Source organism: Aureibacillus halotolerans, from assembly GCF_004363045.1.
Taxonomy (GTDB): domain Bacteria; phylum Bacillota; class Bacilli; order Bacillales; family DSM-28697; genus Aureibacillus; species Aureibacillus halotolerans.
On sequence record NZ_SNYJ01000021.1, the window covers coordinates 1 to 21,241 of the forward strand.

The 21,241-nt window shown below is 43.1% G+C and carries 22 protein-coding genes and 1 pseudogene; 8 read left to right on the forward strand and 15 right to left on the reverse strand.

Features of this window, described 5'->3' with window-relative positions; all coding sequences use genetic code 11:
• Nucleotides 1-525 precede the first annotated feature (525 nt).
• The 3 genes from EV213_RS17520 to EV213_RS17530 are packed head-to-tail and all read right to left on the reverse strand — an operon-like array spanning nucleotide 526 to nucleotide 3,545.
• Entirely contained in the window at nucleotides 526-1,467 is a 942-nt protein-coding gene (locus tag EV213_RS17520) for a glycine betaine ABC transporter substrate-binding protein (RefSeq protein ID WP_133581867.1), read from the reverse strand.
• A gap of 46 nt (nucleotides 1,468-1,513) precedes the next feature.
• On the reverse strand, nucleotides 1,514-2,362 hold the full coding sequence (locus EV213_RS17525) for an ABC transporter permease (RefSeq protein WP_133581868.1): 849 nt from the start codon (nucleotides 2,360-2,362) through the stop codon (nucleotides 1,514-1,516).
• Nucleotides 2,325-3,545 carry a quaternary amine ABC transporter ATP-binding protein gene (locus EV213_RS17530; protein ID WP_133581869.1) on the reverse strand — a complete coding sequence of 407 codons (1,221 nt, stop codon included), beginning with the start codon at nucleotides 3,543-3,545 and terminating at the stop codon, nucleotides 2,325-2,327. The genes EV213_RS17525 and EV213_RS17530 overlap by 38 nt, the downstream gene beginning before the upstream one ends.
• Nucleotides 3,546-3,859: 314 nt before the next feature.
• Between EV213_RS17530 and EV213_RS17535 the strand changes: the two genes are divergently transcribed.
• The 5 genes from EV213_RS17535 to EV213_RS17555 all read left to right on the forward strand — a co-directional run bounded on the left by EV213_RS17535 (nucleotide 3,860) and on the right by EV213_RS17555 (nucleotide 7,267).
• Nucleotides 3,860-4,327: a GbsR/MarR family transcriptional regulator gene (locus EV213_RS17535; protein WP_133581870.1), complete on the forward strand. Its 468-nt coding sequence runs from the start codon at nucleotides 3,860-3,862 to the stop codon at nucleotides 4,325-4,327.
• Between the two features lie 337 nt (nucleotides 4,328-4,664).
• Nucleotides 4,665-5,207 (forward strand): HTH-type transcriptional regulator Hpr, encoded by a 543-nt coding sequence (locus tag EV213_RS17540; RefSeq protein ID WP_166639391.1) that lies wholly within the window; start codon nucleotides 4,665-4,667, stop codon nucleotides 5,205-5,207.
• Between the two features lie 255 nt (nucleotides 5,208-5,462).
• On the forward strand, nucleotides 5,463-5,912 hold the full coding sequence (locus tag EV213_RS17545; protein WP_166639392.1) for a DUF3267 domain-containing protein: 450 nt from the start codon (nucleotides 5,463-5,465) through the stop codon (nucleotides 5,910-5,912).
• 100 nt (nucleotides 5,913-6,012) lie between these two features.
• The gene (locus tag EV213_RS17550; RefSeq protein WP_133581872.1) at nucleotides 6,013-6,201 is read left to right on the forward strand and encodes a hypothetical protein; all 189 of its coding nucleotides are present in this window, start codon (nucleotides 6,013-6,015) and stop codon (nucleotides 6,199-6,201) included.
• A 154-nt stretch (nucleotides 6,202-6,355) separates the two neighbouring features.
• On the forward strand, nucleotides 6,356-7,267 hold the full coding sequence (locus EV213_RS17555) for a peptidylprolyl isomerase (protein ID WP_133581873.1): 912 nt from the start codon (nucleotides 6,356-6,358) through the stop codon (nucleotides 7,265-7,267).
• A gap of 107 nt (nucleotides 7,268-7,374) precedes the next feature.
• Here EV213_RS17555 and EV213_RS17560 read toward each other — a convergent pair whose 3' ends face one another.
• From EV213_RS17560 to tnpA, 6 genes and pseudogenes are all read right to left on the reverse strand, one after another.
• Nucleotides 7,375-7,605 (reverse strand): sporulation YhaL family protein, encoded by a 231-nt coding sequence (locus tag EV213_RS17560; RefSeq protein WP_166639393.1) that lies wholly within the window; start codon nucleotides 7,603-7,605, stop codon nucleotides 7,375-7,377.
• Between the two features lie 59 nt (nucleotides 7,606-7,664).
• The gene (gene yhaM / locus EV213_RS17565) at nucleotides 7,665-8,615 is read right to left on the reverse strand and encodes a 3'-5' exoribonuclease YhaM (RefSeq protein WP_133581875.1); all 951 of its coding nucleotides are present in this window, start codon (nucleotides 8,613-8,615) and stop codon (nucleotides 7,665-7,667) included.
• Between the two features lie 18 nt (nucleotides 8,616-8,633).
• Entirely contained in the window at nucleotides 8,634-9,200 is a 567-nt protein-coding gene (locus tag EV213_RS17570; RefSeq protein WP_133581876.1) for a GbsR/MarR family transcriptional regulator, read from the reverse strand.
• 306 nt (nucleotides 9,201-9,506) lie between these two features.
• Nucleotides 9,507-9,584 (reverse strand): annotated as a pseudogene (locus EV213_RS21135) (YjcZ family sporulation protein); the annotation flags it as partial.
• A gap of 140 nt (nucleotides 9,585-9,724) precedes the next feature.
• A complete protein-coding gene (locus EV213_RS17580) occupies nucleotides 9,725-9,826 on the reverse strand; it encodes a YjcZ family sporulation protein (RefSeq protein WP_133581878.1) in 102 nt (33 codons plus the stop codon).
• A 715-nt stretch (nucleotides 9,827-10,541) separates the two neighbouring features.
• Nucleotides 10,542-10,973 carry an IS200/IS605 family transposase gene (tnpA, locus tag EV213_RS17585; protein WP_133581879.1) on the reverse strand — a complete coding sequence of 144 codons (432 nt, stop codon included), beginning with the start codon at nucleotides 10,971-10,973 and terminating at the stop codon, nucleotides 10,542-10,544.
• 680 nt (nucleotides 10,974-11,653) lie between these two features.
• Here tnpA and EV213_RS17590 point away from each other — a divergent pair.
• Nucleotides 11,654-12,013, forward strand: coding sequence for a DUF488 domain-containing protein (locus EV213_RS17590; protein WP_133581880.1), 360 nt, complete (start codon nucleotides 11,654-11,656; stop codon nucleotides 12,011-12,013).
• A 135-nt stretch (nucleotides 12,014-12,148) separates the two neighbouring features.
• On the opposite strand, the gene EV213_RS17595 is transcribed toward EV213_RS17590, so the two are convergent.
• The 6 genes from EV213_RS17595 to EV213_RS17625 all read right to left on the reverse strand — a co-directional run bounded on the left by EV213_RS17595 (nucleotide 12,149) and on the right by EV213_RS17625 (nucleotide 18,752).
• The gene (locus EV213_RS17595; protein ID WP_133581881.1) at nucleotides 12,149-12,634 is read right to left on the reverse strand and encodes a DinB family protein; all 486 of its coding nucleotides are present in this window, start codon (nucleotides 12,632-12,634) and stop codon (nucleotides 12,149-12,151) included.
• Between the two features lie 58 nt (nucleotides 12,635-12,692).
• On the reverse strand, nucleotides 12,693-13,592 hold the full coding sequence (gene purU / locus EV213_RS17600; RefSeq protein ID WP_133581882.1) for a formyltetrahydrofolate deformylase: 900 nt from the start codon (nucleotides 13,590-13,592) through the stop codon (nucleotides 12,693-12,695).
• 14 nt (nucleotides 13,593-13,606) lie between these two features.
• Complete coding sequence (locus EV213_RS17605; RefSeq protein WP_133581883.1) at nucleotides 13,607-15,091, reverse strand: coproporphyrinogen III oxidase; 1,485 nt, start codon at nucleotides 15,089-15,091, stop codon at nucleotides 13,607-13,609.
• 81 nt (nucleotides 15,092-15,172) lie between these two features.
• Complete coding sequence (locus EV213_RS17610; RefSeq protein ID WP_133581884.1) at nucleotides 15,173-16,039, reverse strand: Cof-type HAD-IIB family hydrolase; 867 nt, start codon at nucleotides 16,037-16,039, stop codon at nucleotides 15,173-15,175.
• Nucleotides 16,040-17,179: 1,140 nt separating this feature from the next.
• Nucleotides 17,180-17,539: a YlbF/YmcA family competence regulator gene (locus tag EV213_RS17620; protein ID WP_133581886.1), complete on the reverse strand. Its 360-nt coding sequence runs from the start codon at nucleotides 17,537-17,539 to the stop codon at nucleotides 17,180-17,182.
• Nucleotides 17,540-17,609: 70 nt separating this feature from the next.
• Nucleotides 17,610-18,752 (reverse strand): DUF445 domain-containing protein, encoded by a 1,143-nt coding sequence (locus tag EV213_RS17625; RefSeq protein ID WP_166639394.1) that lies wholly within the window; start codon nucleotides 18,750-18,752, stop codon nucleotides 17,610-17,612.
• A 148-nt stretch (nucleotides 18,753-18,900) separates the two neighbouring features.
• Here EV213_RS17625 and EV213_RS17630 point away from each other — a divergent pair, with 148 nt between their 5' ends.
• Nucleotides 18,901-20,277 (forward strand): YheC/YheD family endospore coat-associated protein, encoded by a 1,377-nt coding sequence (locus tag EV213_RS17630; protein ID WP_166639395.1) that lies wholly within the window; start codon nucleotides 18,901-18,903, stop codon nucleotides 20,275-20,277.
• Nucleotides 20,278-20,294: 17 nt separating this feature from the next.
• Nucleotides 20,295-20,471, forward strand: a complete 177-nt coding sequence (locus tag EV213_RS20865; protein WP_166639396.1) for a hypothetical protein — start codon at nucleotides 20,295-20,297, stop codon at nucleotides 20,469-20,471.
• The last annotated feature ends 770 nt before the right edge of the window (nucleotides 20,472-21,241 follow it).

Below are 21,241 nucleotides of genomic sequence, written 5' to 3' on the forward strand. Positions count from 1 at the left end.
TGAGTTGAAGACGGGGAAGAATGTCAAATTCGATGAGCTTTTCATCTTTGATTTTGTGCGCTTTTGAATGTGTCTACTTGACAGGAGCATGTGCAACCTCGAACTAGGCTCGCTTCGGGAACTTTTCGGCTCGCTTCTGACGGATCGGCTCGCTTTGAGCCAGTTTGGGCTCGCTTTCCTTCTTTTTCGGCTCGCTTTATCTCGAAATAGGCTCGCTTCGGGAACTTTTCGGCTCGCTTCTGACGGATCGGCTCGCTTTGAACCAGTTTGGGCTCGCTTTCCTTCTTTTTTGGCTCGCTTTATCTCAAAATAGGCTCGCTTCGGGAACTTTTCGGCTCGCTTCTGACGGATCAGCTCGCTTTGAACCGGTTTGGACTCGCTTTCCTTCTTTTTCGGCTCGCTTTATCTCAAAATAGGCTCGCTTCAGGAACTTTTCGGCTCGCTTATCATGTTCCTGCGATTCAAAACACGTAAAAAGCAGCCTCCGCTTTACACGGAGGCTACTCGATTAAGCATTATTATTCATTATTCAGCAGCTTTTAGATCTTCAATAGAGTCGATATCCATGTAGCTTGGCACGGCAAGACCTGTGCTTGCGCCTTCTAAGTTTGGACCGAGGTCGACAATTTGATCACCGAACTGTTCCATATATTGACCGTGAGTGACTGGAAGCCATGCGGCTACCATACCATCGCCGTCACCTTCAGCAAGACCGCTAAACATAAACTGTGGCTGCAGTGAAGTAATCGTTACATTGAAGCCCATATCTTCTAGAACAGTTTTTAATACATTCGTTGAAGCCACTTCAGAGACCCAAGTCACATACAACAATTCAATTTCTTTTCCTTCAACTGGCTCAGCGCCTTCTGTCCACTCAGACACAAGCTCTTGGTTTTCATCGACCCATGCACGTGAAGCATCTTCAATGTCCGTACCTTCTTGAACGTCAAGCATTACTTCACCCATTTGTTCAAGACTCCAATTGAATTGGTCAAGCACTGTGTACGCGCTTGGCATCTCTTCTTCAAGCCCTTTACGCACCATTGTGTTGATTGTTTCAGACTCACCATAGACCCCTTTTGGATCCTCCAAATATTTGATTTCAAATTTAGTAAACATCCAGTGTGGCTGCCAGCCTGTGACAACAATCGGCTCTTCATTTTCAATTGCGGTTTCCAACGCCTTTGTCATTGTCGCTCCAGAAGAGGTTTGAAGTGAGTACTCATCTAGACCATACTCTTTAATAACTTCTTCTGTTTTTGTCATAATCCCTGCGCCTGGATCAATGCCGGTGATTGTATAATCAATAGACTCACCAATGTTTGCTGTCGCGTTGCCAGCATCTCCTGAAGTGTCTCCTCCATCTGCTGATCCCCCGTCAGCTGATCCACTTGTTCCACAACCTGCAACTACCAATGAAAGTGACAATCCTGCAGTTAACCCTAACTTTTTCCATACATGATTCATAAAATCGCTCCTTTTTTCTCTGTATTTATCTGTTCAAAACGATATTTTATCGTTTAGCAGCATTAAACTTTTGGGTAATACGGTCCAATATAATGGCTAGAATAACAATCGCTAAACCGGAGGCAAAACCGACGCCTGCCTGGTTTTGTGTAACAGCCTTAAAGACTTCTGGTCCAAGACCTTTCGCACCAATCATCGCGGCAATAACAACCATTGACAGGGCCAACATGATTGTTTGGTTTACGCCAGCCATAATCGTTGGACGCGCCATAGGCAGTTGTACTTTGTAAAGCTTCTGTAATCCGGACGAACCAAACGCATCCGAAGCTTCAATTAGCTCTGTCGATACGCCTCTAATTCCTAAATTCGTCAAACGAACAGTTGGAGGCATTGCAAAAATGACAGATGCAACAACCCCAGGCACCATACCGATTCCAAAGAACGTAACCGCAGGTATCAAGTAAACAAAGGCAGGCATCGTCTGCATAAAGTCGAGCACAGGCACTAATACACGTTGAGTTTGCGCACTTGCGGCCATAAGAATGCCGACGGGTATCCCTATAATGACGGAGATAATCGTCGTTATCAGGACTAGTGCTAAGGTCGATAACATTTGCTCCCAATAGCCAATACTAATAATTAAAAGACCGCCTACTAGAATAAAAATGGGAAGACCAATACCCCGTTTTTTGCCCGCAAAAAATGCAATAGCCATTAAAATTATGATAAGAAGCCATGCAGGCATCCAATTTAAAAATTCTATTAATCCATCGGTTGTCACTTCTAGCCCTTTCGTAATCGGATCAAAAATAAATTTCAGGTTGTCTTCCGCCCAACCAACAACTTTATCAATCCATTCAGCTAGTGGTAACTCCGGTATCCAATCCTGTAGCATCGTTGTTCACCTCATTTCCTGCCAATGCGGCCAAGACTGCTCCACGAATGACAATGCCGATCAGTCGGTCATTCTCAACAACAGCAACCGGCACTTGTGCATCGTAAATTTTATCAAACAGATCGTTTAAAGACGTATCCTTTTCCACGATTGGAGCATCTGTAGCTAAAATGGATGACAGCGGCAAGTTATTCTGAACCGCCTTCGCTGCTTCCTCTGCCGTCACATAGCCCATGAGCTTTTTCTTGCTATCCGTTACATAAATGCTCGAAATGCCAACATCCTTCATCCGTTGCAAGGCAACACGTGGACCCGCTTTTTCACCGTTGATCGTTTCTGGTCGCTTCATTACATTCTCCGCTGTAAACACTTTTGAACGGTCAACATCTTCTACGAAGCGTTCCACGTAATCGTTTGCCGGCGACATCATAATTTCTTCTGGCGTGCCAATCTGCACAATTGATCCATCTTTCATTAACGCAATTCGATCTCCAATACGAAGCGCTTCATCAAGGTCATGTGTAATAAAAAGGATCGTTTTCTTCATTTTTTCCTGCAGATCTAAGAGCTCATCTTGCATTTCTTTACGAATCAATGGGTCCAATGCAGAGAAAGCTTCGTCCATCAGCAACACGTCAGGATCATTCGCCAGTGCTCTAGCCAACCCAACACGTTGCTGCATTCCACCAGACATTTCATCAGGATATTTGTCGAGATACGAACCTAAACCTACGAGCTCTAACGCTTCTTTCGCTTTTGCTTCACGTTCATTTTTCGCCATGCCTTGGATTTCAAGACCATATTCAGCATTGGAAAGGATTGTTCGATGAGGGAACAGGGCAAATTTCTGAAAGACCATACCTAGCTTTTTACGCCGTGTTGCGCGAAGCTCTGCTTTATTCATAGTAGCCAAATCCTCGTCATCAATCAGAATCTTACCTGTTGTTGGTTCGATAAGACGATTCACGAGTCGAATCAATGTTGATTTACCACTACCGGAAAGCCCCATGATCACAAAAATTTCTCCAGCTTCAACATCGAAGGTCGCTTGATTCACCCCAACCGTCATTCCTGTTTCGTTCAATATTTCATCTTTGTTTTTGTTTTCTTTTAATAAACTCAACGCCTGCTTAGGGTGTTTGCCAAACACTTTTGTCAACTTTTCTACTCTAATTTTGGGCATACATAGCCACCTCTCTTTCGTAAAGCATCAAAACAGCTTTTTACAAACTTCCTATGAAAAAACGTTCATTCGTCTTCTTTTATGTTATGGATCGTAGCGAAGCACACCATTAGAACTATACAGAGAAGAGGATAAATTATCAAACAGCATATTTCGTGTTAACCGTTCTTATTTTATGTACAGTTTAAACTGAACAAATAGAGCGCGCTATTCCCTCCATTTTCCTTCCAAAAGCTCATCGATGCGACGATGTCTCTTGCTCGAATGTTGGGGTATGATGGTTCATATTATTCTAAAACGGCTAGGTGAGTACTTTGAGCAATGACACAAATTCAACTTTCGATGTCTCTCCAATGAATCAATTGACTGCCCACTGGCTCCAAATTTACGGCTTAACCTCATCAGAAGCACTGGTTCTAAGTACATTATATTCACATAATACGCCAAAAACCAATGAAGATTTATGCACAATGCTAGGGTTAAGTACAACGACCGCAAGTAAAAATTTGCGTATCCTTGTCGATAAAAACCTAGTCAAAAAGACGTGGGTAAAAGGGTTTAGAAAAGCCCATTTTTCAGCAGAACGCGATTTGTTCAAACAATTTCAATATGCCTTTGCTGACCCTCTTCGTTCACAGATTCACAGCTATATAAAACGGCTTGAAGATATAGGCGCCAATGTAGAAAACGACTCTAATGAACAAACACGCATTCTTTCTCTTCTCACCTTCTTTGAAGAAATGGATCGTAGAATTGAGGCATTGGGCAAGTTGAATCCGTGATTAAGTACCTATTACTTTTTCCTCATATCTTAGATTTATAAACCTCTTTTTTTAAAAAAGTAGTAAAACCAAAAGTTTTATACACCCGAATGAATTAAAATGCTATAAAACTTTCTGTTAAAATAGTATTTTAATTCATTTCTCTCGAACCAAAGATACCGCTCCCCAATCCCTTAATCTATATTCCTCGGCATCTATAGCTATCTAACCACTCCCACAAACAATTCCCATTATTATTTCCATATGAATTAATATACAGAAGGTCTTTATCTTTTTCATTTTTGTGGCATAATAGAGGTACATATTTATTATTAGATATAGAATAGTGGGTGAACAAATGATCAGCGCCGAGAATAAAACAAAAAAAGAAGCCTTGTTGTTTAGCCATCGGGTCGCTCAATTAAGCAAAGCCCTTTGGAAGTCTGTAGAAAAGGATTGGCAGTCGTGGGTAAAACCGTTTGATTTAAATATTAACGAACACCACATTTTATGGATTGCCTATCACCTTGATGGTGCGTCGATTTCTGAAATTGCAAAATTCGGAGTGATGCACGTATCGACTGCCTTTAATTTTTCGAAGAAGCTTGAGCAACGTGGATATTTAACATTCTCGAAAAAAGAGAATGATAAACGGAATACGTATATCAAGCTTACTGATCTCGGCGTCGATATATTTGAAGAAACGATGCGTACCTACAACCCAGACCAGATTGCGGCTTACGGAGGTGCTGAACCTTTACGCACACTTTATGGTAAGCACCCTGAACTTACAGAGCTTGTGTGTATTGTAAGGGAAATTTATGGCGAGGATTTTATGCGCATTTTTGAAGACTCCCTTTTGGATGACCGAAAGTCCTCAGAAATATTGCAACCTAAGTAGTCAGCGATACCGCCATCAGAACCTTCCTTTAAGGCTTCTGATGGCGGTTTTTAAAATATATTTTAGCGCGTTTAAAAAAGCTTGAATTTGCATCCAATTCGCTGTACATTATCATAGTCTTGAACGTTTTATTAGGTGGTGGTCACGTCCTTGTACTGTTGGAAAATGATGAACATCGATCGTCAATTCGGTCGTGCTCGAATGAATAGCTGGGCCTTTATTATCGTCATTCTCTCCTTTATAGGGGCTTTTCTCATGACTGAATGGGTCCTAAATCCCGATTTAAGTGACTCAATGCTTGTTTTAGTCGTTTTTATTCTTTTTGTACAACCTTCCTCTATCGCTTTTGAGGTTCTTCCTTTTCTTTTTAGTAAAAAAAAGGCTCGAATTGGCATCCGTTATGTTTCCCACTTACCATACTTAGCCATACACTACCCTACACAAGTGAAAAAATATATAATGCTTCTTTCATTATTTTTTCCTTTTGTTGGGGTCACTGTAAGCTGTATTTTACTTCTTTTTTTCTTTCCGCAATATGCTCATTTTATTTGCATGGCGTTTGCTTTAAATAATGGTCTATGCTTCAAACATTTTTTGTATATCACGATTCTTGCCAAAGCACCGAAACGCGCAGTTATAGAACGTCGTAGTGGTCAATATGAAATTCTTGTCCAGCAAATGACGGACACCAGGCATTCTTTATAATCGAACAACTGAGTAACTTGACGTACGTGTTATTACTGTATCTTTTTGTTTATTTTTGCTATTGTAAGGGTATGTTTTGTTCTACGGAGGGAGGCTCTTTATGTCTTGGTTTGTGTTTTTCATTCCTTTTTCATTACTCATCCTCTTTTGGATCAACTCGCTGACGAATACACTTTGTGTACAACGAGAAATTCCAGACGAGAAGCAGTCTAGAGTGTTCACAATTATAAATGTGCTCATTACCATCTTATTGGTATCCTCATATGTTGAGATTTTGTTCACGGTCTGATAATTGGGAGCAAACAGTGTCTATTCGTTTATAGATACTGTTTTTTTTATTTTTAAACAACGTGCGATGTGCTTGCTTGAAGTCATTCCTAAAAAATGTTTTAATACAACATAGGGAATGGATCATTGAAATTTGACTTTAGGAGTGTACATTAATGAAAAAGGTATTGGTATCAGTTACGCTTTCTGCAAGCCTCTTGGCGCTTGCCGCTTGCAGTAATAATGACAACACATCAGAATCTACGCCGAATGAAGATAATTCACCGGTTCTTGTAGAGGTAGATGGGGCTCAAGTAACGAAGGACGAGCTATATGATGCCATGAAAACTCAGGCAGGAAAACAAGTCATGCAACAGCTCGTAACTGAAAAAATTCTTGCCAATAAATACGAAGTCACTGAAGAAGAAGTAAATGCAGAACTTGAAGTCGTAAAAGAAAACTTTGACGGTGACGAAGATGCGTATACCCAGGCGCTAGAGCAATCTGGCCAATCAGAAGAGCAGCTTAAAGAAAGCATCAGGTTCGTTCTGTTGCAGCAAAAAGCCGCCACTGAAGGGGTCGAAGTCACTGATGAGGAAGTTCAGCAACATTATGACCGCTTACAAACACAGGTGAAAGCAAGTCATATTCTTGTCGAAGACGAGGCAACCGCAAAAGAGGTTGTGGAAAAACTTAATGCTGGTGAATCGTTTGAGGATCTGGCCGCTGAATATTCTAAAGATAGCTCCGCGCAAAATGGCGGTGACGTCGGCTACTTCGGACCTGGACAAATGGTTCAGCCTTTTGAAGATGCCGCATATTCACTTGAAGTTGGCGCTGTGAGCGACCCTGTACAATCTGACTTTGGCTTTCACATCATTAAAGTGACTGACAAAAAGCCTTCTGAAGAAGAAGTTGAGCCTCTTGAGGACATGCGTGATGAGATTGTAAAGCAGCTTAAACTCAAGGAAGCCGATCAGGCAAACATTCAAGAACTCATTGATGCTGCCAAAGAAAACATTGAGTACAAGGATGAATTTTTCGAAGGATTGCTCGATACACCCCAAATGCCGCAAATGCCTCAGTAATAAAATTGAGGGTATTGAAAAAAACGGAGGCGCGAGATGCCCTCCGTTTTTTTGCGGCAACGACGATAGTATTTCGCCTCACGATAAAAAAGAGAACATCTCACGGTTCATGAGATGTTCTCTTTTTTATCTTCTGATTCCTCGTGATATACATTAAGAACATCGGTTTCTCGTTTGTCTTGTGCTTCTTTTAATCGTTCCATATATTTTTGTCCTTCTTGTTCTATATACACTTGGTGCTCGACATCTTCTTTATGTCCTGAACGCAGCATCATCACAGCGCTAAACAGGATGCCAGCAAGAAGCACATACATGATTAAAGATGGTTCCGGTACCATAGGCTCCCTCCTCATAATAACTTGTCTTATGACTTTACTGTATGAGAAGGGCAACCCGTTTATGATTGGTTTTGATAGAATGGTTTATAAAACTTACGATTGTCGAGAGCAAAGATGCGTTCTGTATAGTCTCCCGGCTTCGTTCTTTCAAGCGCACGATCCATCATGTTCATTTTCGCATCAATGTTGTCTAGATAATGAAGAATTTCTGCTTCTTTAAGCATCGGCGGCTTAGGACTTCCCCATTCCCCTTTGCCGTGGTGAGACAAAACGAGGTGCTGGAGCATGGTCATTTCTTCTGTATGAATGTCTAGCTCTTTGGCGGCATCTGCAATTTCAGTCACCATTAATGAGATGTGTCCAATGAGGTTTCCTTCAACAGTATATTGTGTACTTATTGGCCCTGAAAGCTCTGTCGTTTTCCCTAGATCGTGCAAAATCACACCAGCATACAACAGATCAGCATCAAGGCTCGGATAGATCGAGCACATGGATTTTGCGAGCTTCAGCATATAAACGACATGATAAGCAAGACCTGAAACAAATTCATGGTGATTTTTCGTGGCGGCAGGGTATTCGAGAAATGCTACCTGATGTTTTTTAACAAGATGCCTTGTTACTCGCTGCAAATTGGAATTTTTCATCTCAAATATACATGAGTTAATTTCATCCATGAGCTCTTCTTTAGGCTGTGGTGCTGTTTCCAGAAAATCAGCAATACTCACAGAATCTGTATCCGTGGAAGGTCTGATTTTTTTAATCTTTAGCTGTTGCCTTCCCCGGTAACTTTGGACATCTCCAAGCACCTTGACGATGTTCTCAGCCTTGTAAGTGGTCTCATCCTCAGGACCTGCATCCCATAGCTTTGCTTCAATTTCGCCACTTTGATCCTGAAGCATTAAAGTCAAAAACGGTTTCCCATTACTCGCTGTTCCACGTGTTGACGATTTAATAAGAAGGAAATCAGAGAATTGCTCCCCAACTTCACAAAATGTAACTCCTTTTTTCATATGTTGTTCCCCCCAACGTTACCCATTTACATCATCATTGTGTTCATGTCGCTTTGGCACAAAATCAAAAATCTCTCCACTCTCCATTGTATCAATGAGGCGAAGCAACCATTCGTAATATTCATACGCATAATCCAATCGAACGATATCTTTTGAAATATGCTCTTGCAGTCCTTTATCCTCCGTCTGCACACCCAATTCCTGAAGGCTATGTCGTGCTTCACGAAGTTCTTCAAGGTTTTTTTGCACACTCTTCTTCCATTTAATTGAAAAAAGAGCTGTGAACGACTTGTACCAATCTTCCTCAGAAGCATACAAATCTTTTCGGACGCCTCGCTTGAACACAGGCTCTACCATTTTTAGATCCATAAGCTGCCTGACCCCAGTGCTCATGCTCGTCTTGCTCATTCCAAGCGCATCTCTCATATCATCTAGCGTCATCGAATCATCTGAAAAATACAATGCGCCGTATAACCGACCGACCGATGGCGTAATTCCATACAAGTTCATGTTTTTTGCGACAATATGAATAAATTGTTCCTTCGTATGCTCGTATTTCCGCCATTCTTCATCAGCTGGTGGCATACCCTTCATCCTCTCTGGCGAGTCACATTGGTACTTCATGTCGCATTATGTATACCCTAATTCTATGGAGGTCACACTTCCTAGTTTGTTCGTTTACAACGCAACTTAACCTCCGTTTTTAATCCCATCAAGTCTAGCGTTATTTTAACATGGAATTAGCATGGATTCTATGTTGGGGTAAACCGTAATATTTGCTTTCGTTGTTATGAAAAGCCCTTCGTGTATTCATTATATGAAAAAGGAAGGCCGACCGCAAAAGTCATTTTCATAACTTTTGGGACGCCCTCCTGAATACAAGTTTTCAGCTTACAGCCAAGCTGCTCCTACGATGATCAATAGAATAAACAACACAACGATTAACGCGAAACCTTTGCCATAGCCGCCGCCGCAACCACAATTAGAACCTTGTTGATAACCGCCACAGCCGTATCCTCCATAGTATCCCATAATTGGAATCCTCCTTATCGTTTTCGAAGATGGCTTCATGAAGCCCTTCAATCATTTTTATCCCTACTGGCTATCGGTTAACAATAACCACTAGCACCTGCTCCAACAACGATCAATAGAATAAACAAGACAACAACGAATGTAAAAGCACTACCACGTCCATAACCCGTTGCACTCATGTAAGCCACCTCCTTCTTTCACTACAGACTATGCGTAAGGTGGGTAGATTGCTATAGACGAATACCTAGTTTTTTCGAACTTAGGGAAATACCTAGTGCCCCATCAGGTAACGTAGATCTTATTTTATTCAGGATGAGTTATCGTGCTTGTTTTCGCACAAGTTAACAGCTGGAAATCATTTTCTCTGGGCAAACGGCTATACGTTCGCTTTCACCCTAAAGGGCACAAGTGCAACATCGACTCGAAAAGACCTCGTCATGACTTCTTAGTCGTGGAGTCTCGCTAGTCGTCGCTTTTGGTTATGATAAAGGGCGAATCAAAAAAGGCCGACCTTTTATGGTTTCATTTTGGGTCATCACCACAACTTGGGGTTGACATAAATACGAGCGGTCATACGCTCGCTTTCCGCGGGCGAACTGCGAGCCTCCTCGGCGCTTATCAGCGCACTGTGGGGTCTCGCTTAGCTCGCTTTTCCCGCAGGAGTCTCGCTAGTGACCGCTGGTTTATAGAATTTTACTTTTTGCACCTTCTGAATCGGTTGTACCTCAACAGATTTGCTTTGTGACGACACTCAACTGCAAGGAAAGGCAGACTTAAACGACCACCTGCTAAAGCAGGTGGATTTGGTCATGAAATGTCGACGACTAAAGTCGTTGCTAAGACTGAAGTCATCTTGAAGCACCACATGCTTAAGCAAGCTGAATCTGACTAAACTCATTCTTCAATTTTAATAATATCTTCTTTCTCATCGTTAAGCTGGTTCGCAATATAGTTCCGAATGGTTTCTTCGTCTACCGTGCCTACTGTCGCACAAAAATAACCTCTTGCCCATAAGTGCTGTCCCCAATATTTCTTTTTGAGGTCAGGAAATTGATCCTGAAGCAGCCTTGATGACCTCCCTTTTAGATAGTGCATGATTTTACTTGGAGCAATACTCGGCGGACACGATAGCAACAAATGAATGTGATCTTTCCCGACACTCCCTTGCAGAATGAATATCCCTCTCGCTTCGCAACCTTGCCGAATTAACTCACGTACCTTTACGGCAATGGGGCCTTTCAATACTTTATATCTGTATTTTGTTACCCAAATGACATGATATTTAATGTCATACACTGGGTGACTACTCTTTTTATAACCGGCCATACTTTTCACCTCGTACCTTCAGTATGGACAGCAGAGGTTAAGGATAAAAGCGTATACCTTCTAAAGACGGTGGAGTTAGACCACGTGTTTGGAAATTAAAGGTTAAACGCAGACATTAATTGTTGCGAAATGTACGAATGTTGTCCAAGTCAACCCCGACTTTTGGGTAAGAGCCTTCATTTTCAACTGTTACCAAACGAATTTCGTGTAAAAGGCACCAAGTCCTCTACCTTGAAACAATGCACTAACTTGCCTTATTTGGTTGCAACACGGCTTTTTACCCTCTATTGGAGACCGAGCCACATGAAAACAATGTACGCAGAAACAAACATCAGCGTAGTCAACAGACGTAGACTCTAGTGGGATCAGCTCGAGCTGAAGATCCCCCTCGAAAAAGCCATGCTTTTTCGAGGAAGCTGAAGCCGTGCCCCACTGAAAGCGAAGTATGTTGACGCAGCGGTCGACATTCCCGTACACCTCATCGTGTTTGCTTTGCCGCAGGAGTCTTGCTAGTTACCGCTTTTGGTTATTGTAAAGAACGAATGAAATGACCTTGTTGGTTCAATTTCGACCATAACCAACGAAGGTAGTGGAAAGGGCACTAGCCAGATGAATAGGACACCAAAATACAGGGTAAAGCCTTACAGGTTATCCATTCAAGGAAGGAGGAGGATGGGCCAATGAGTTTTCAAATAAAACGTATATACGAAGCTCCGGAGCAATCAGATGGAACCAGAGTGCTCGTTGACCGTGTTTGGCCAAGGGGTATGTCTAAAGAAGATGCAAGGCTAGATGATTGGGTGAAAGACATTACCCCTAGTACAGAATTGAGGAAATGGTTTCAACACGATCCAGATAAATTTAAAGAATTCTCAAAGCGTTATAAACTTGAACTGACAAGCAAGGTGGCCACTGAAGCGATCCGACAGCTACGAAACCAGGCGAGTAAGCAGACGGTCACTCTCCTTTACGCGGCCAAAGATGAAACGTATAATCACGCACACGTCTTGCTGGAGGTACTAGAACGTCCCCCCTCCTAACCATTACTGCTCCACGTGCATACAAAAAAACCACCAAGGATGAATGAATCATTCCTAGTGGTTTTTAAAAATAAGGATATCTCATTAAACGTGCGGGTCAAAAGGACGCCTCAACAGATCTGATCGATGAATTGGCTACTGTTTATCAAACAATCCCCTGTTGATCAAGTTCGCCGTAATTGGCGGCTTCCCAATCTCACGTGCCCATACAGAGAGTTGCCCAACATGGTGAATCTCGTGGGCAATGACATGCCTCATTACCTCACCATGCCTAAAACTGATCGTTTCCCCATTAGCATTTGTCTCGGATAACGTTTGAGCTTCCATATCGTCTGTCCACGCTTTGACAAAGGGTCTGACCACTTCCATATGATATTCATGTGAGAGCTGCTTCACTTTCTGTAAGGTCGCATAGTGTTCAAATGGTGGTTCTTCAGGCTCTTCCTTGCCCTGGAGCCCTACTAGCCAGCTGTATTCAACATCGACAATGTGAAACAGAGTGTAGAGTAAACTTCCTGGTCCACCTACTCGCTGCTTCAACAATTCTTCTTCGGATATGCCTTCGCACCATGAGAACCAGTCTTCGCGAACTTGCCAATTGTATTGAAACAATGTGAGCATCACATCGACCTCCATATTGGATGAATGTTTAGTGCTACATGCTCGTCCCTATCTTCGCCTACTGAAAAACGACCGTTTTATTTCCGTGAACAATAACGCGATCCTCGACATGCCATGTGACTGCACGTGCCAATACATTACGTTCAATTGTTCGCCCAATACGTTTTAGATCCTCGACATCGTCTTTATGGTCGACTCTGGCGACATCCTGTTCAATAATTGGCCCTTCGTCCAGCTCGTCGGTCACATAATGAGAGGTAGCACCAATCAGCTTTACACCGCGATCATATGCTCTTTCATAAGGATGTGCTCCCACAAATGCAGGCAGGAAGGAATGGTGAATGTTAATGATTGAATGAGGATGGGTAACGACAAATTCTGGTGAAAGAATTTGCATGTATCTGGCAAGAACAATGAGATCCGCTTGGTTTCCAACAAGCTCGAGCTGCTTTGCCTCAGCTTCCTTTTTCGTGTCTTTCGTAACTGGGATGTGGTGAAAAGGGATGCCCAGCATTTCGACACTTTCCCGTAAATCCTCATGATTGCTAATGACCATAGGAATGTTCACAAGTAAATCTCCTGCTTGCCAGCGCCAAAGAAGCTCTAGCAGGCAGTGACTCCCCTTCGATGCAAAGATGACCATATTTTTACGCTGAGATGCCCGTGAGAGCCTCCAATCCATTTGGAACTTTGTGGCTGCGTCGTTCATTTTCGTCTCGAAAACCGATAGAAATTGATCCATGTATGCTGATTCAAATTCAATTCTCAAGAAAAATTGCCCACCAGTAGGATCCGTTGTGTATTGACTGGATTCAATGATGTTCGCTCCTTGCATGTAAAGCAAATCAGAGACAGCGGCTACGATGCCTGGCTTGTCTGGACAGCTGATGAGCAACCTGGCGCGATGCTCATTGACCCTATCGTGCTTCTCCCAGCGTTCCGTGCGTATATGCTTCAACGTATGGCTCCCCCTTATATAACCTTATTTTCATTTGTCTGATCGTTAAATATCTCATCTAACATGTGCAGCTTTTTTTTAATGCTGTCTCTGTAACTTAGCATATAGGAAGCTGGATCTTTCGGGTTGGCAAACCGTTGAATTTTTCCTGTAGCTGGATCGACAAATTTGCTTGCCGCTCCACAGCCAATGCCTATAATGGTCTGCATTTCTTCCATAATCATAATATTGTATAGGCTCTCAAATCCAGCTTTTGCATACCCTGTATTTTCAAGGTTCCCAAGAATGTTCTTTTGACGATAAACATAATACGGCAAATAGTCGTGCTGTCCCATCCAATGCTCGGCAGCTTCCATCATACGAACGACCTCATCACGATCTGCCACTTTGTAGCGGTCACGATTTTTCGTCATTTTAGAGGCCCGTTTAAAGGACAGCGTGTGCACCGTCAACGACGTAGGCATCAGTTTTCTCGTCTCTTCCAATGTATAAAGAAATTCCTTCGTCGTCTCCCCGGGCAGGCCAATAATTAAATCCATATTGATATTGTCCAATCCCATGTCCTTGGCAAGCCAGTACTTTTCAATCGTTTCCTCGACACTGTGGTGCCTTCCGATCGCATCAAGTGTATTCTGGATATACGATTGAGGGTTAATGCTAATTCGATCGACGTTCCATTTCTTCATGACATCAATTTTTTCCGGTGTAATCGTATCCGGTCTACCTGCTTCCACAGTGAGCTCCCGAACATTTGCGACATCCGGCACTGTGGCATAAAGATGCTCATACAAATGATCCATCTCTTCAGCGGTAATACTTGTAGGCGTTCCACCACCAAAATAAATCGTCGTCACCCTGACATCGTTCTTACTGAGCCACTCTCCAATGGCTTCTATTTCTTCCTCAAGTGCTTTAAGAAAGCCACTCACCTGCCCACTAGCACGCCTAATTGCGTAAGCGGGAAACGTACAATACGCGCACTTTGTCGGACAATATGGAATGCCTATGTACAAACTGACTTCCTGTTTTAGAGCATACAAATCAGGCAGCGACGCCTGCTGCCTTTTTGTAATTCTATTCATAAGCCTTGTTTTATCAGGCTGTATTTTGTAAGTGCTTTGTAGCTGTGTTTCTATGGCTTCAGAATTTGCCCCTTCTCGAAGCTGATTATGAAACAGCTTTGTCGGACGAATGCCTGTTAAAAAGCCCCATGGCTGTGTGCGATCAGTCAGCTTTTCCAACGTGGCTAACAGCCCTTCATTAATGGCCCGTTTCACGAGGTCTTCTTCATCAGGTGCGACGGTTCGCTCTTCGATTAACGTCTTCTCTGCTGTAATCAATGTAACAGTAAGTTTAGTACCTTCTTGTTGAATGACGACCTCCATGTCGGCATCCGCCTCATCGGAACAAATCGTCGTTGTTTCAAAGAACAAATCGGCTATTCGTCGAATCGAAGGATGCAGTCGTTCTGAGGCTCCTGTGATGCGGATCATTTTCATCCTTGCCTGTCATCCCTTTCGTCAGTTGCTGTAACCAAGTGTACAGAACCAACGTCAGAAAAGCAATTGCGAAAAAAGCCGTTATTTGCGTAGCGTCAAGGAATGGACAAAGCTCGTATCAAGCTGTTTTCGGAAAAGTTCTTTGATCATATAGGCGACGCCATTTTCATCGTTTGAACGAGTAATCCAGTCCGATGCTTTTTTCACTTCAAACGGGGCATTGCCCATTGATACGCCAACCCCCGCAAAACGGATCATGCCCATGTCGGACGCATCATCACCAATGGCGACAATTTCAGCGGCCGGCACTTCGAGCATTCTCGCCAACTGCTGCAGTCCATACGCCTTATTCACGCCTGATGGGAGAATGGATAGGTGGTGTTTTCCTTCTTTAATAATTGTGAGCTCTGGGAAAGCTGACGCAATGTAATCCTCTGCTTTTTCGAGCACATGGTCATCGTAAAAATGGCAATCCACTTTAGGACAATCGAGTGGATGATCTCTCACATGGTCCCCAAGTGATTCAACAAATTGGATTGGATACATGACAGGATCACCTAAACCAAAGACTGTTTTTGACACAAGTTGTGGTTTGGATGGGTGGCTGTTGCCAATGGCATACTTCTCATGCATTAAACGTATGCTGCACTTAAATGTCTCTAAAATTTGCACAACGCCAAAAATAATATCGCTATTCAGCCGACGATTGACTACTGGGAATTCAGTGTCCTTGCTGACGTAAGCCCCGCCATGCGTAATTAAATCCTCTGGTATTTTCAAGGCCTTGGCAACTTTACGAGCAGAAAGAAAATGCCGGTTCGTGACTAAAGTGACATGTACGCCTTTGTCTCTTACATACTGAACAGCCTCTTTGGTTTGCTTCGTCAGTCGTCCGTTCGACTTCAGGAGCGTACCGTCTACATTTAAAGCAAGCAAGCGATAGACCATTTGCATGCTCCTCCTTTTTTCGTTTCTGTTCCCACTTTATGAAAGCAAGTCAGGCAATAGAACTGCTTGAACAGGAGGATATTCGTTTGTAGAGGTAGATGTGACCAATCAAGGGGCCAGCTGTAGCGTGAGCAAGAAAAAAAGCGTTAACAAAACAAAAGCAGCCACTAGCAAGACTCCTGTGGCAAAGAAAACGCGACGAGGTACTTTCGAGTTGATGTTGCACTTGTACCAGTAAGGTGTAAAGAAAATACGACCGCTTCGTCAAAATACTTCGCTTTCCGCGGGCACGGCTTCAGCTTCCTCGGAGTCTTGCTTTCCTCCGGGATCTTCAGCTCGCGCTGTTCCCGCTGGAGTCTGCGTATTTTGACTACGCTGATGTTTCTTTCTGCGTAAATTGTTTTTATTTTGTCTGGGTCTCGTATAGCGGAGAAACGGAAAAGCGAGTTGAACCATATTGCTTTAGGAAACAAGACAAGTAAGCGCATCGTTACATGCAAAGTTATAACACCTAATGTAGATTCAGCAGTGGACTTCATGTTTGTTTGTGATTCAAACAACTTTCGCAGTGCAAAATCAACTTCAACGTTAGCTGTGCTTGAGTGGAGACAATCTGAATTAGGTCTATTGAAATAAGGAGAAAACCACTTACTTTATTTAGTAAAGTGAAGATACCAACGTTCACTATCTTATACCGCCTAAAGAAATGAAGCTTCATTTCTTTAGGCTAAGAATTCTTCAACATATGAAATTAGCTGGAATGAGTAAAATCCAGAACATAATTGTTTTAGCCGTGTCAGAACAATAAAAAGCGTAATAAATCAAAAGCAGCCACTAGCGAGACTCCAGCGGCAAAGAAAACACGATGAGGTCCTTTCGAATCGATGTTGCACTTGTACCCGTAGGGTGTAAAAGCGAGCTAAGCGAGACCCCACAGAGCGCGCAAGCGATCGAGGAGGCTCGCAGTTCGCCCGCGGAAAGCGAGCGTATGGCAGCTTGTATAAAAAGCAACCACAACAATCAACTTCGGGTTTATCCAGCTGTATCTAGGTGTATGATAATTATCTAGGCACGTGTAAAGCAGCTCTCCACAAAGAAAAAACTCCTAGAATCGATTTCGATCCTAGGAGTTTTGTCATCTTATTCGTTTTCGTTGTCAAAGCCTTCGTAAAGTTGCTCAAGTGGCTTCATGATGATTTTATTTACATCTGTCAGCGTTTGAGAAAGTCGTTGCTCTGATTCCATGACTTTTGAAATCACGTCATGCTGCTGAACAAGCTGCGCTTGTTTTTGGGCTTGTTCAATTTCTTCTTGTGAAATTTCTTCGCCTTGCATTTGCTTTTGTTGCAAGCTCATTTGCACTTGGCGGAAATTATCAAACAGTTTTTTACCTGTTTCATCTGCTTGTAGTTGGGCATAAAGTTCTTGTAATTCTTTGTAATCATTACTATTTCGAATTGCTGTTTCTAGCGCGTACGCTTCATCATATACATTTGCCAATTGAATCCCTCCAAAAAACCATTATGCCCTCATCGTAACAAAAGTTTTTCCTTACGTACACCGAGAGCCCTTATAGCGGAAAAATGAGCACAAACAATGCTTGAACTAAGCCAATCAACCCACCTAGGAACGCACCTAAATACGTAATCATGGACAGCTCTCTTTTTGAAATACCTAGTACAAGCTCCTCTAATCGTTGCACTGGATAGGCGGACACCTGCTTTTCAACGATGTCATGAAGCTTTAATAGTGAAAACCACGTCTGAAGGTGCTCGACCACATAAGCAAAGAGCCTTTTGTAGGCCGTTCGCCAAAGCTTTTTCAAGGAAATAACCCTTTCCTCAGTCAAAAGTGTCGCTACTGGCTGTTGCAACCATCTCTCCCACGGCCACTTTTCAACAAAGTCCTTTGCAAACATTGGAATGATTTCTTCGGCCGTAGCCGATAACCCCTTCTCCACTTCAGTTAACGGTTTTTGCAGCAGGGCTCGCCATTCCTTTTCTACAAAGGTTTGTACCATCGGTCGCATTTGCTCACGTTTCATAAAACCAACAAGCTCTTGTTGAATGCGATCCTCAAGCCGCTCCTGACCAAACAGCATTTGCACCATGCCGAACATACGATGGTGGGAGTCAAAAAAATCATTCACTGCATGACGGATGTCCTCCTTGCCTTGATCGCTCTCCAACCATGTAATGCCTTTTTGCAATAACACTGCTGACACCTCAGGAATCTTGTCTTCAATGGAATGCTTCCACTTTTCAGGAAGAACTTCTCCGATCGATTCCTCGCTGTGCGCTCTCCACCACGTTGTTATATGCTGTTGCAGGATGTGCTGTACGGTTTCCGGTGCTTTTTGTTGAAGGTTAATGCCAAAACGCTCTCCAAGCTGCTGAACCGTCATTTGTTCATGAGCCCATTCATCTATATATGAAACTCCTTTTGCCTCCATCCAATCCGTCACCTTTTCCTGCTGCAATAAGTCAAGGAACTGCTTTGGCGTCACAAGGTGTTCGGCGACTGTTTTTCCAAAGCTTTTTGCCATTTCTTCTCTTCGTTTTGGAATTAAGCCTGGAGTAAAAGGCAAACGCCAAGATCCGATATAGATTGGGTGGAATGGACGAAAAAGCATTTTGATGGCTAAATAGTTTGTTGCTCCGCCCACGGCAGCACCAACAAAAGCCATAAAGCTAAATAATATTACGGTATCCATACAGAGTCTTCCTTTCTCTATAGAAAAGACGAAGCATGCGCATGCCAGTCTATGCATAGTGTAGTCTTAGCCATCATACCGTCGCACATCCCTCCTGTCCATGAATGAGGTACCCCATTATCAACCCAATAAAGAGGAGGCAAAAGACATGTCTCAACATTTTCGATTACTTGTGGAGCCTTCGGACGATTTGTTTTTCCACCTACCTAAAACGTTACTCTCCATCCCAGAGCAGTTGTCCATAACGTTTGGAAACCAACAGCGCTCTGTAAAGTGCCAAACGAATACGACTGATGAGCTTCTAATTAGCCAGGCATTACAAAACCAATTAAGACTTCCAGCTACGTTGACTGAGGTTCCCCTTTGGCTGGACAGTGACGAGAAGAGCGTAAAGATTGGGCCGCTTGTCGGTATTGTTACGGCTGGCTTTATGGACGATGCAAATTCTCCATTAGGCAAACGGTCAGCTGCGTTCAAGCAACTGCTTCAGCATGGCATCACAACAGGGGTTTTACCGTTCGTCTTCGGACATCATCATGTTGATTGGCAGGCGCTCACTGTGACGGCCTGGACACTTGTGGATGATGAATGGGAGCGAGCGACCTTCCCATTTCCAGAAGTCATTTATGATAAAATTCCCAACCGACAAATTGAAGAACGGTATGAATTTACAGCACTTCGCTATAAAACGACGAAAGAATTGCACATCCCTTGGTTTAATAACGGCTTTTTTAATAAAGAAGACATTTATGCTAAGCTGCTGCAAGGGACGAAAACAAAAGCCCTGCTACCAGAAACGTTGCTATCTCCTGACAGGCTGAGTGCAGAGGCATTTTTAGAAAAGTATGACACGGTCTATATCAAACCATCGACCGGTAGCTTTGGTCGAGGCATTTTTTACGTTACTAAAGAGGATAAAGGACAGTATGCTTGTGCCTATTATTCCCAAGACAAGACCATTCAAAAGCACGGGCTCTCATTTTCACAGCTGTTTGCTATTATTTCTGATGCAGGGATTCGACTTGATGGCTGTGTGCTTCAGGAAGGCATTGCCTTGCATAAGCATCAAGGACGTCCGGTCGACTATCGTGTTCACATGAATAAAGATGAAAAAGGCGTATGGCAATTGAGCGGAATAGCAGCAAAACTAGCTTTGGTTGACAACCCAACGACCCATATTAAACACGGTGGAACTGTACTTCCTGCTGAGCATGTACTTGGCCGGGATGCGTCTAAACGCGATAAGAAAAATAAAATGATTCAGCAGGCGTTCGACGTGTGTCAATGGCTTGACCACCACTACAACGAAGAAATAGGCGAAATTGGTATTGATATGGCGGAAAGCGAATCACAGCAATGGTATGTCATCGAGGTGAATTCCAAGCCGGGCAAGTCTGCATTTTCACATCCTGCCTTGTCCGGCGAACTCTCCACTGTTCAAAAGATGCCGTTTGCTTATGCAAAGCACCTTAGCAAGCAAAACCGTAAACGTATGCTCACCTCCCCTCCTTCGCATACTACGTAATAAAGGAGGTGACGGATGTGCCAAAAGGAAGGAAAGACAGCTCGTTTGAAGGTCGTGAGAAAGTTGAAGTCGATGTGGATCGAATGTTGAGTGAAGGCATGGGGGCAAGCACATTAGGTGAAGGCCCCACGAACCAAGTCGATGAAGCACGAGATCTTCCGAAAGAAGAGCCTCCATTTCATACAAAGCGTTAACCTCTCAGGCTGATGACAAACGCTCGCTTTCTTCGTTGCTTTGCCTTATCCGGTGCTCATTGCCCTTATGGCAACTCCGCGCCTCCTAAGGCTTTGCGCTTAGATAAGACAAACGTTTTCATTCAGCCTGAATGTTGTTCTGAAAACAAACGCTCGCTAAGGCTTTGCGCCTTGAAAGTCAAGCAGTCTGGGTAAACCTGAAATTCATTGTTGGGGTTGTTTTTTATACAAGCTGCCATACGCTCGCTTTCCGTGGGCGAACTGCGAGCCTCCTCGGCGCTTATCAGCGCACTGCGGGGTCTCGCTTAGCTCGCTTTTCCCACAGGAGTCTCGCTAGTGGCAGCTTTTGATAATGCACTAATTTTATGAAGTGATATGAATTAAAAAGGGCTCATCTTGTTATTTAGAGTGTAGAGATCCGCTTATTTTTTCACTGCGAAAGTTGTCAAAAAAACTTTACTCTAATCGAAAAAAATAGTTGTTGATGTATAAATATAGGTCATTGGGACAAGCAAAATACATAGACTCTTAAGGAAACAATGCGAGCTGAAGATCCTGGAGGAAAGCCGCTTTTGCTTTCCGAGGAAGCTGAAGCCGTGCCAAGCGGCTAATGAAACACGACGAGTCTTTTTCGAGTCGAAGTTGCACTTATACCACTTAGGGTAAACGTGTAGTATTTTGACGAAGCGGTCAAATACTTTACTATGGTGTGTCTGAGAACTCAGAAGGGAGCAGATGTTGCCGAATTTTCGTTCCAAGCAAGGCGCCTT

Bases quoted from the DNA above. Each gene is read 5' to 3' on its own strand.
- EV213_RS17520 (WP_133581867.1), bottom strand. From the start codon at position 1,467: ATGAATCATGTATGGAAAAAGTTAGGGTTAACTGCAGGATTGTCACTT.
- EV213_RS17525 (WP_133581868.1), bottom strand. From the start codon at position 2,362: ATGCTACAGGATTGGATACCGGAGTTACCACTAGCTGAATGGATTGAT.
- EV213_RS17530 (WP_133581869.1), bottom strand. From the start codon at position 3,545: ATGCCCAAAATTAGAGTAGAAAAGTTGACAAAAGTGTTTGGCAAACAC.
- EV213_RS17540 (WP_166639391.1), top strand. From the start codon at position 4,665: ATGATCAGCGCCGAGAATAAAACAAAAAAAGAAGCCTTGTTGTTTAGC.
- EV213_RS17545 (WP_166639392.1), top strand. From the start codon at position 5,463: ATGACTGAATGGGTCCTAAATCCCGATTTAAGTGACTCAATGCTTGTT.
- EV213_RS17550 (WP_133581872.1), top strand. From the start codon at position 6,013: ATGTCTTGGTTTGTGTTTTTCATTCCTTTTTCATTACTCATCCTCTTT.
- EV213_RS17555 (WP_133581873.1), top strand. From the start codon at position 6,356: ATGAAAAAGGTATTGGTATCAGTTACGCTTTCTGCAAGCCTCTTGGCG.
- EV213_RS17560 (WP_166639393.1), bottom strand. From the start codon at position 7,605: ATGGTACCGGAACCATCTTTAATCATGTATGTGCTTCTTGCTGGCATC.
- yhaM (WP_133581875.1), bottom strand. From the start codon at position 8,615: ATGAAAAAAGGAGTTACATTTTGTGAAGTTGGGGAGCAATTCTCTGAT.
- EV213_RS17570 (WP_133581876.1), bottom strand. From the start codon at position 9,200: ATGCCACCAGCTGATGAAGAATGGCGGAAATACGAGCATACGAAGGAA.
- EV213_RS17580 (WP_133581878.1), bottom strand. From the start codon at position 9,826: ATGAGTGCAACGGGTTATGGACGTGGTAGTGCTTTTACATTCGTTGTT.
- tnpA (WP_133581879.1), bottom strand. From the start codon at position 10,973: ATGGCCGGTTATAAAAAGAGTAGTCACCCAGTGTATGACATTAAATAT.
- EV213_RS17590 (WP_133581880.1), top strand. From the start codon at position 11,654: ATGAGTTTTCAAATAAAACGTATATACGAAGCTCCGGAGCAATCAGAT.
- EV213_RS17595 (WP_133581881.1), bottom strand. From the start codon at position 12,634: ATGCTCACATTGTTTCAATACAATTGGCAAGTTCGCGAAGACTGGTTC.
- EV213_RS17605 (WP_133581883.1), bottom strand. From the start codon at position 15,091: ATGAAAATGATCCGCATCACAGGAGCCTCAGAACGACTGCATCCTTCG.
- EV213_RS17610 (WP_133581884.1), bottom strand. From the start codon at position 16,039: ATGGTCTATCGCTTGCTTGCTTTAAATGTAGACGGTACGCTCCTGAAG.
- EV213_RS17625 (WP_166639394.1), bottom strand. From the start codon at position 18,752: ATGGATACCGTAATATTATTTAGCTTTATGGCTTTTGTTGGTGCTGCC.
- EV213_RS17630 (WP_166639395.1), top strand. From the start codon at position 18,901: ATGTCTCAACATTTTCGATTACTTGTGGAGCCTTCGGACGATTTGTTT.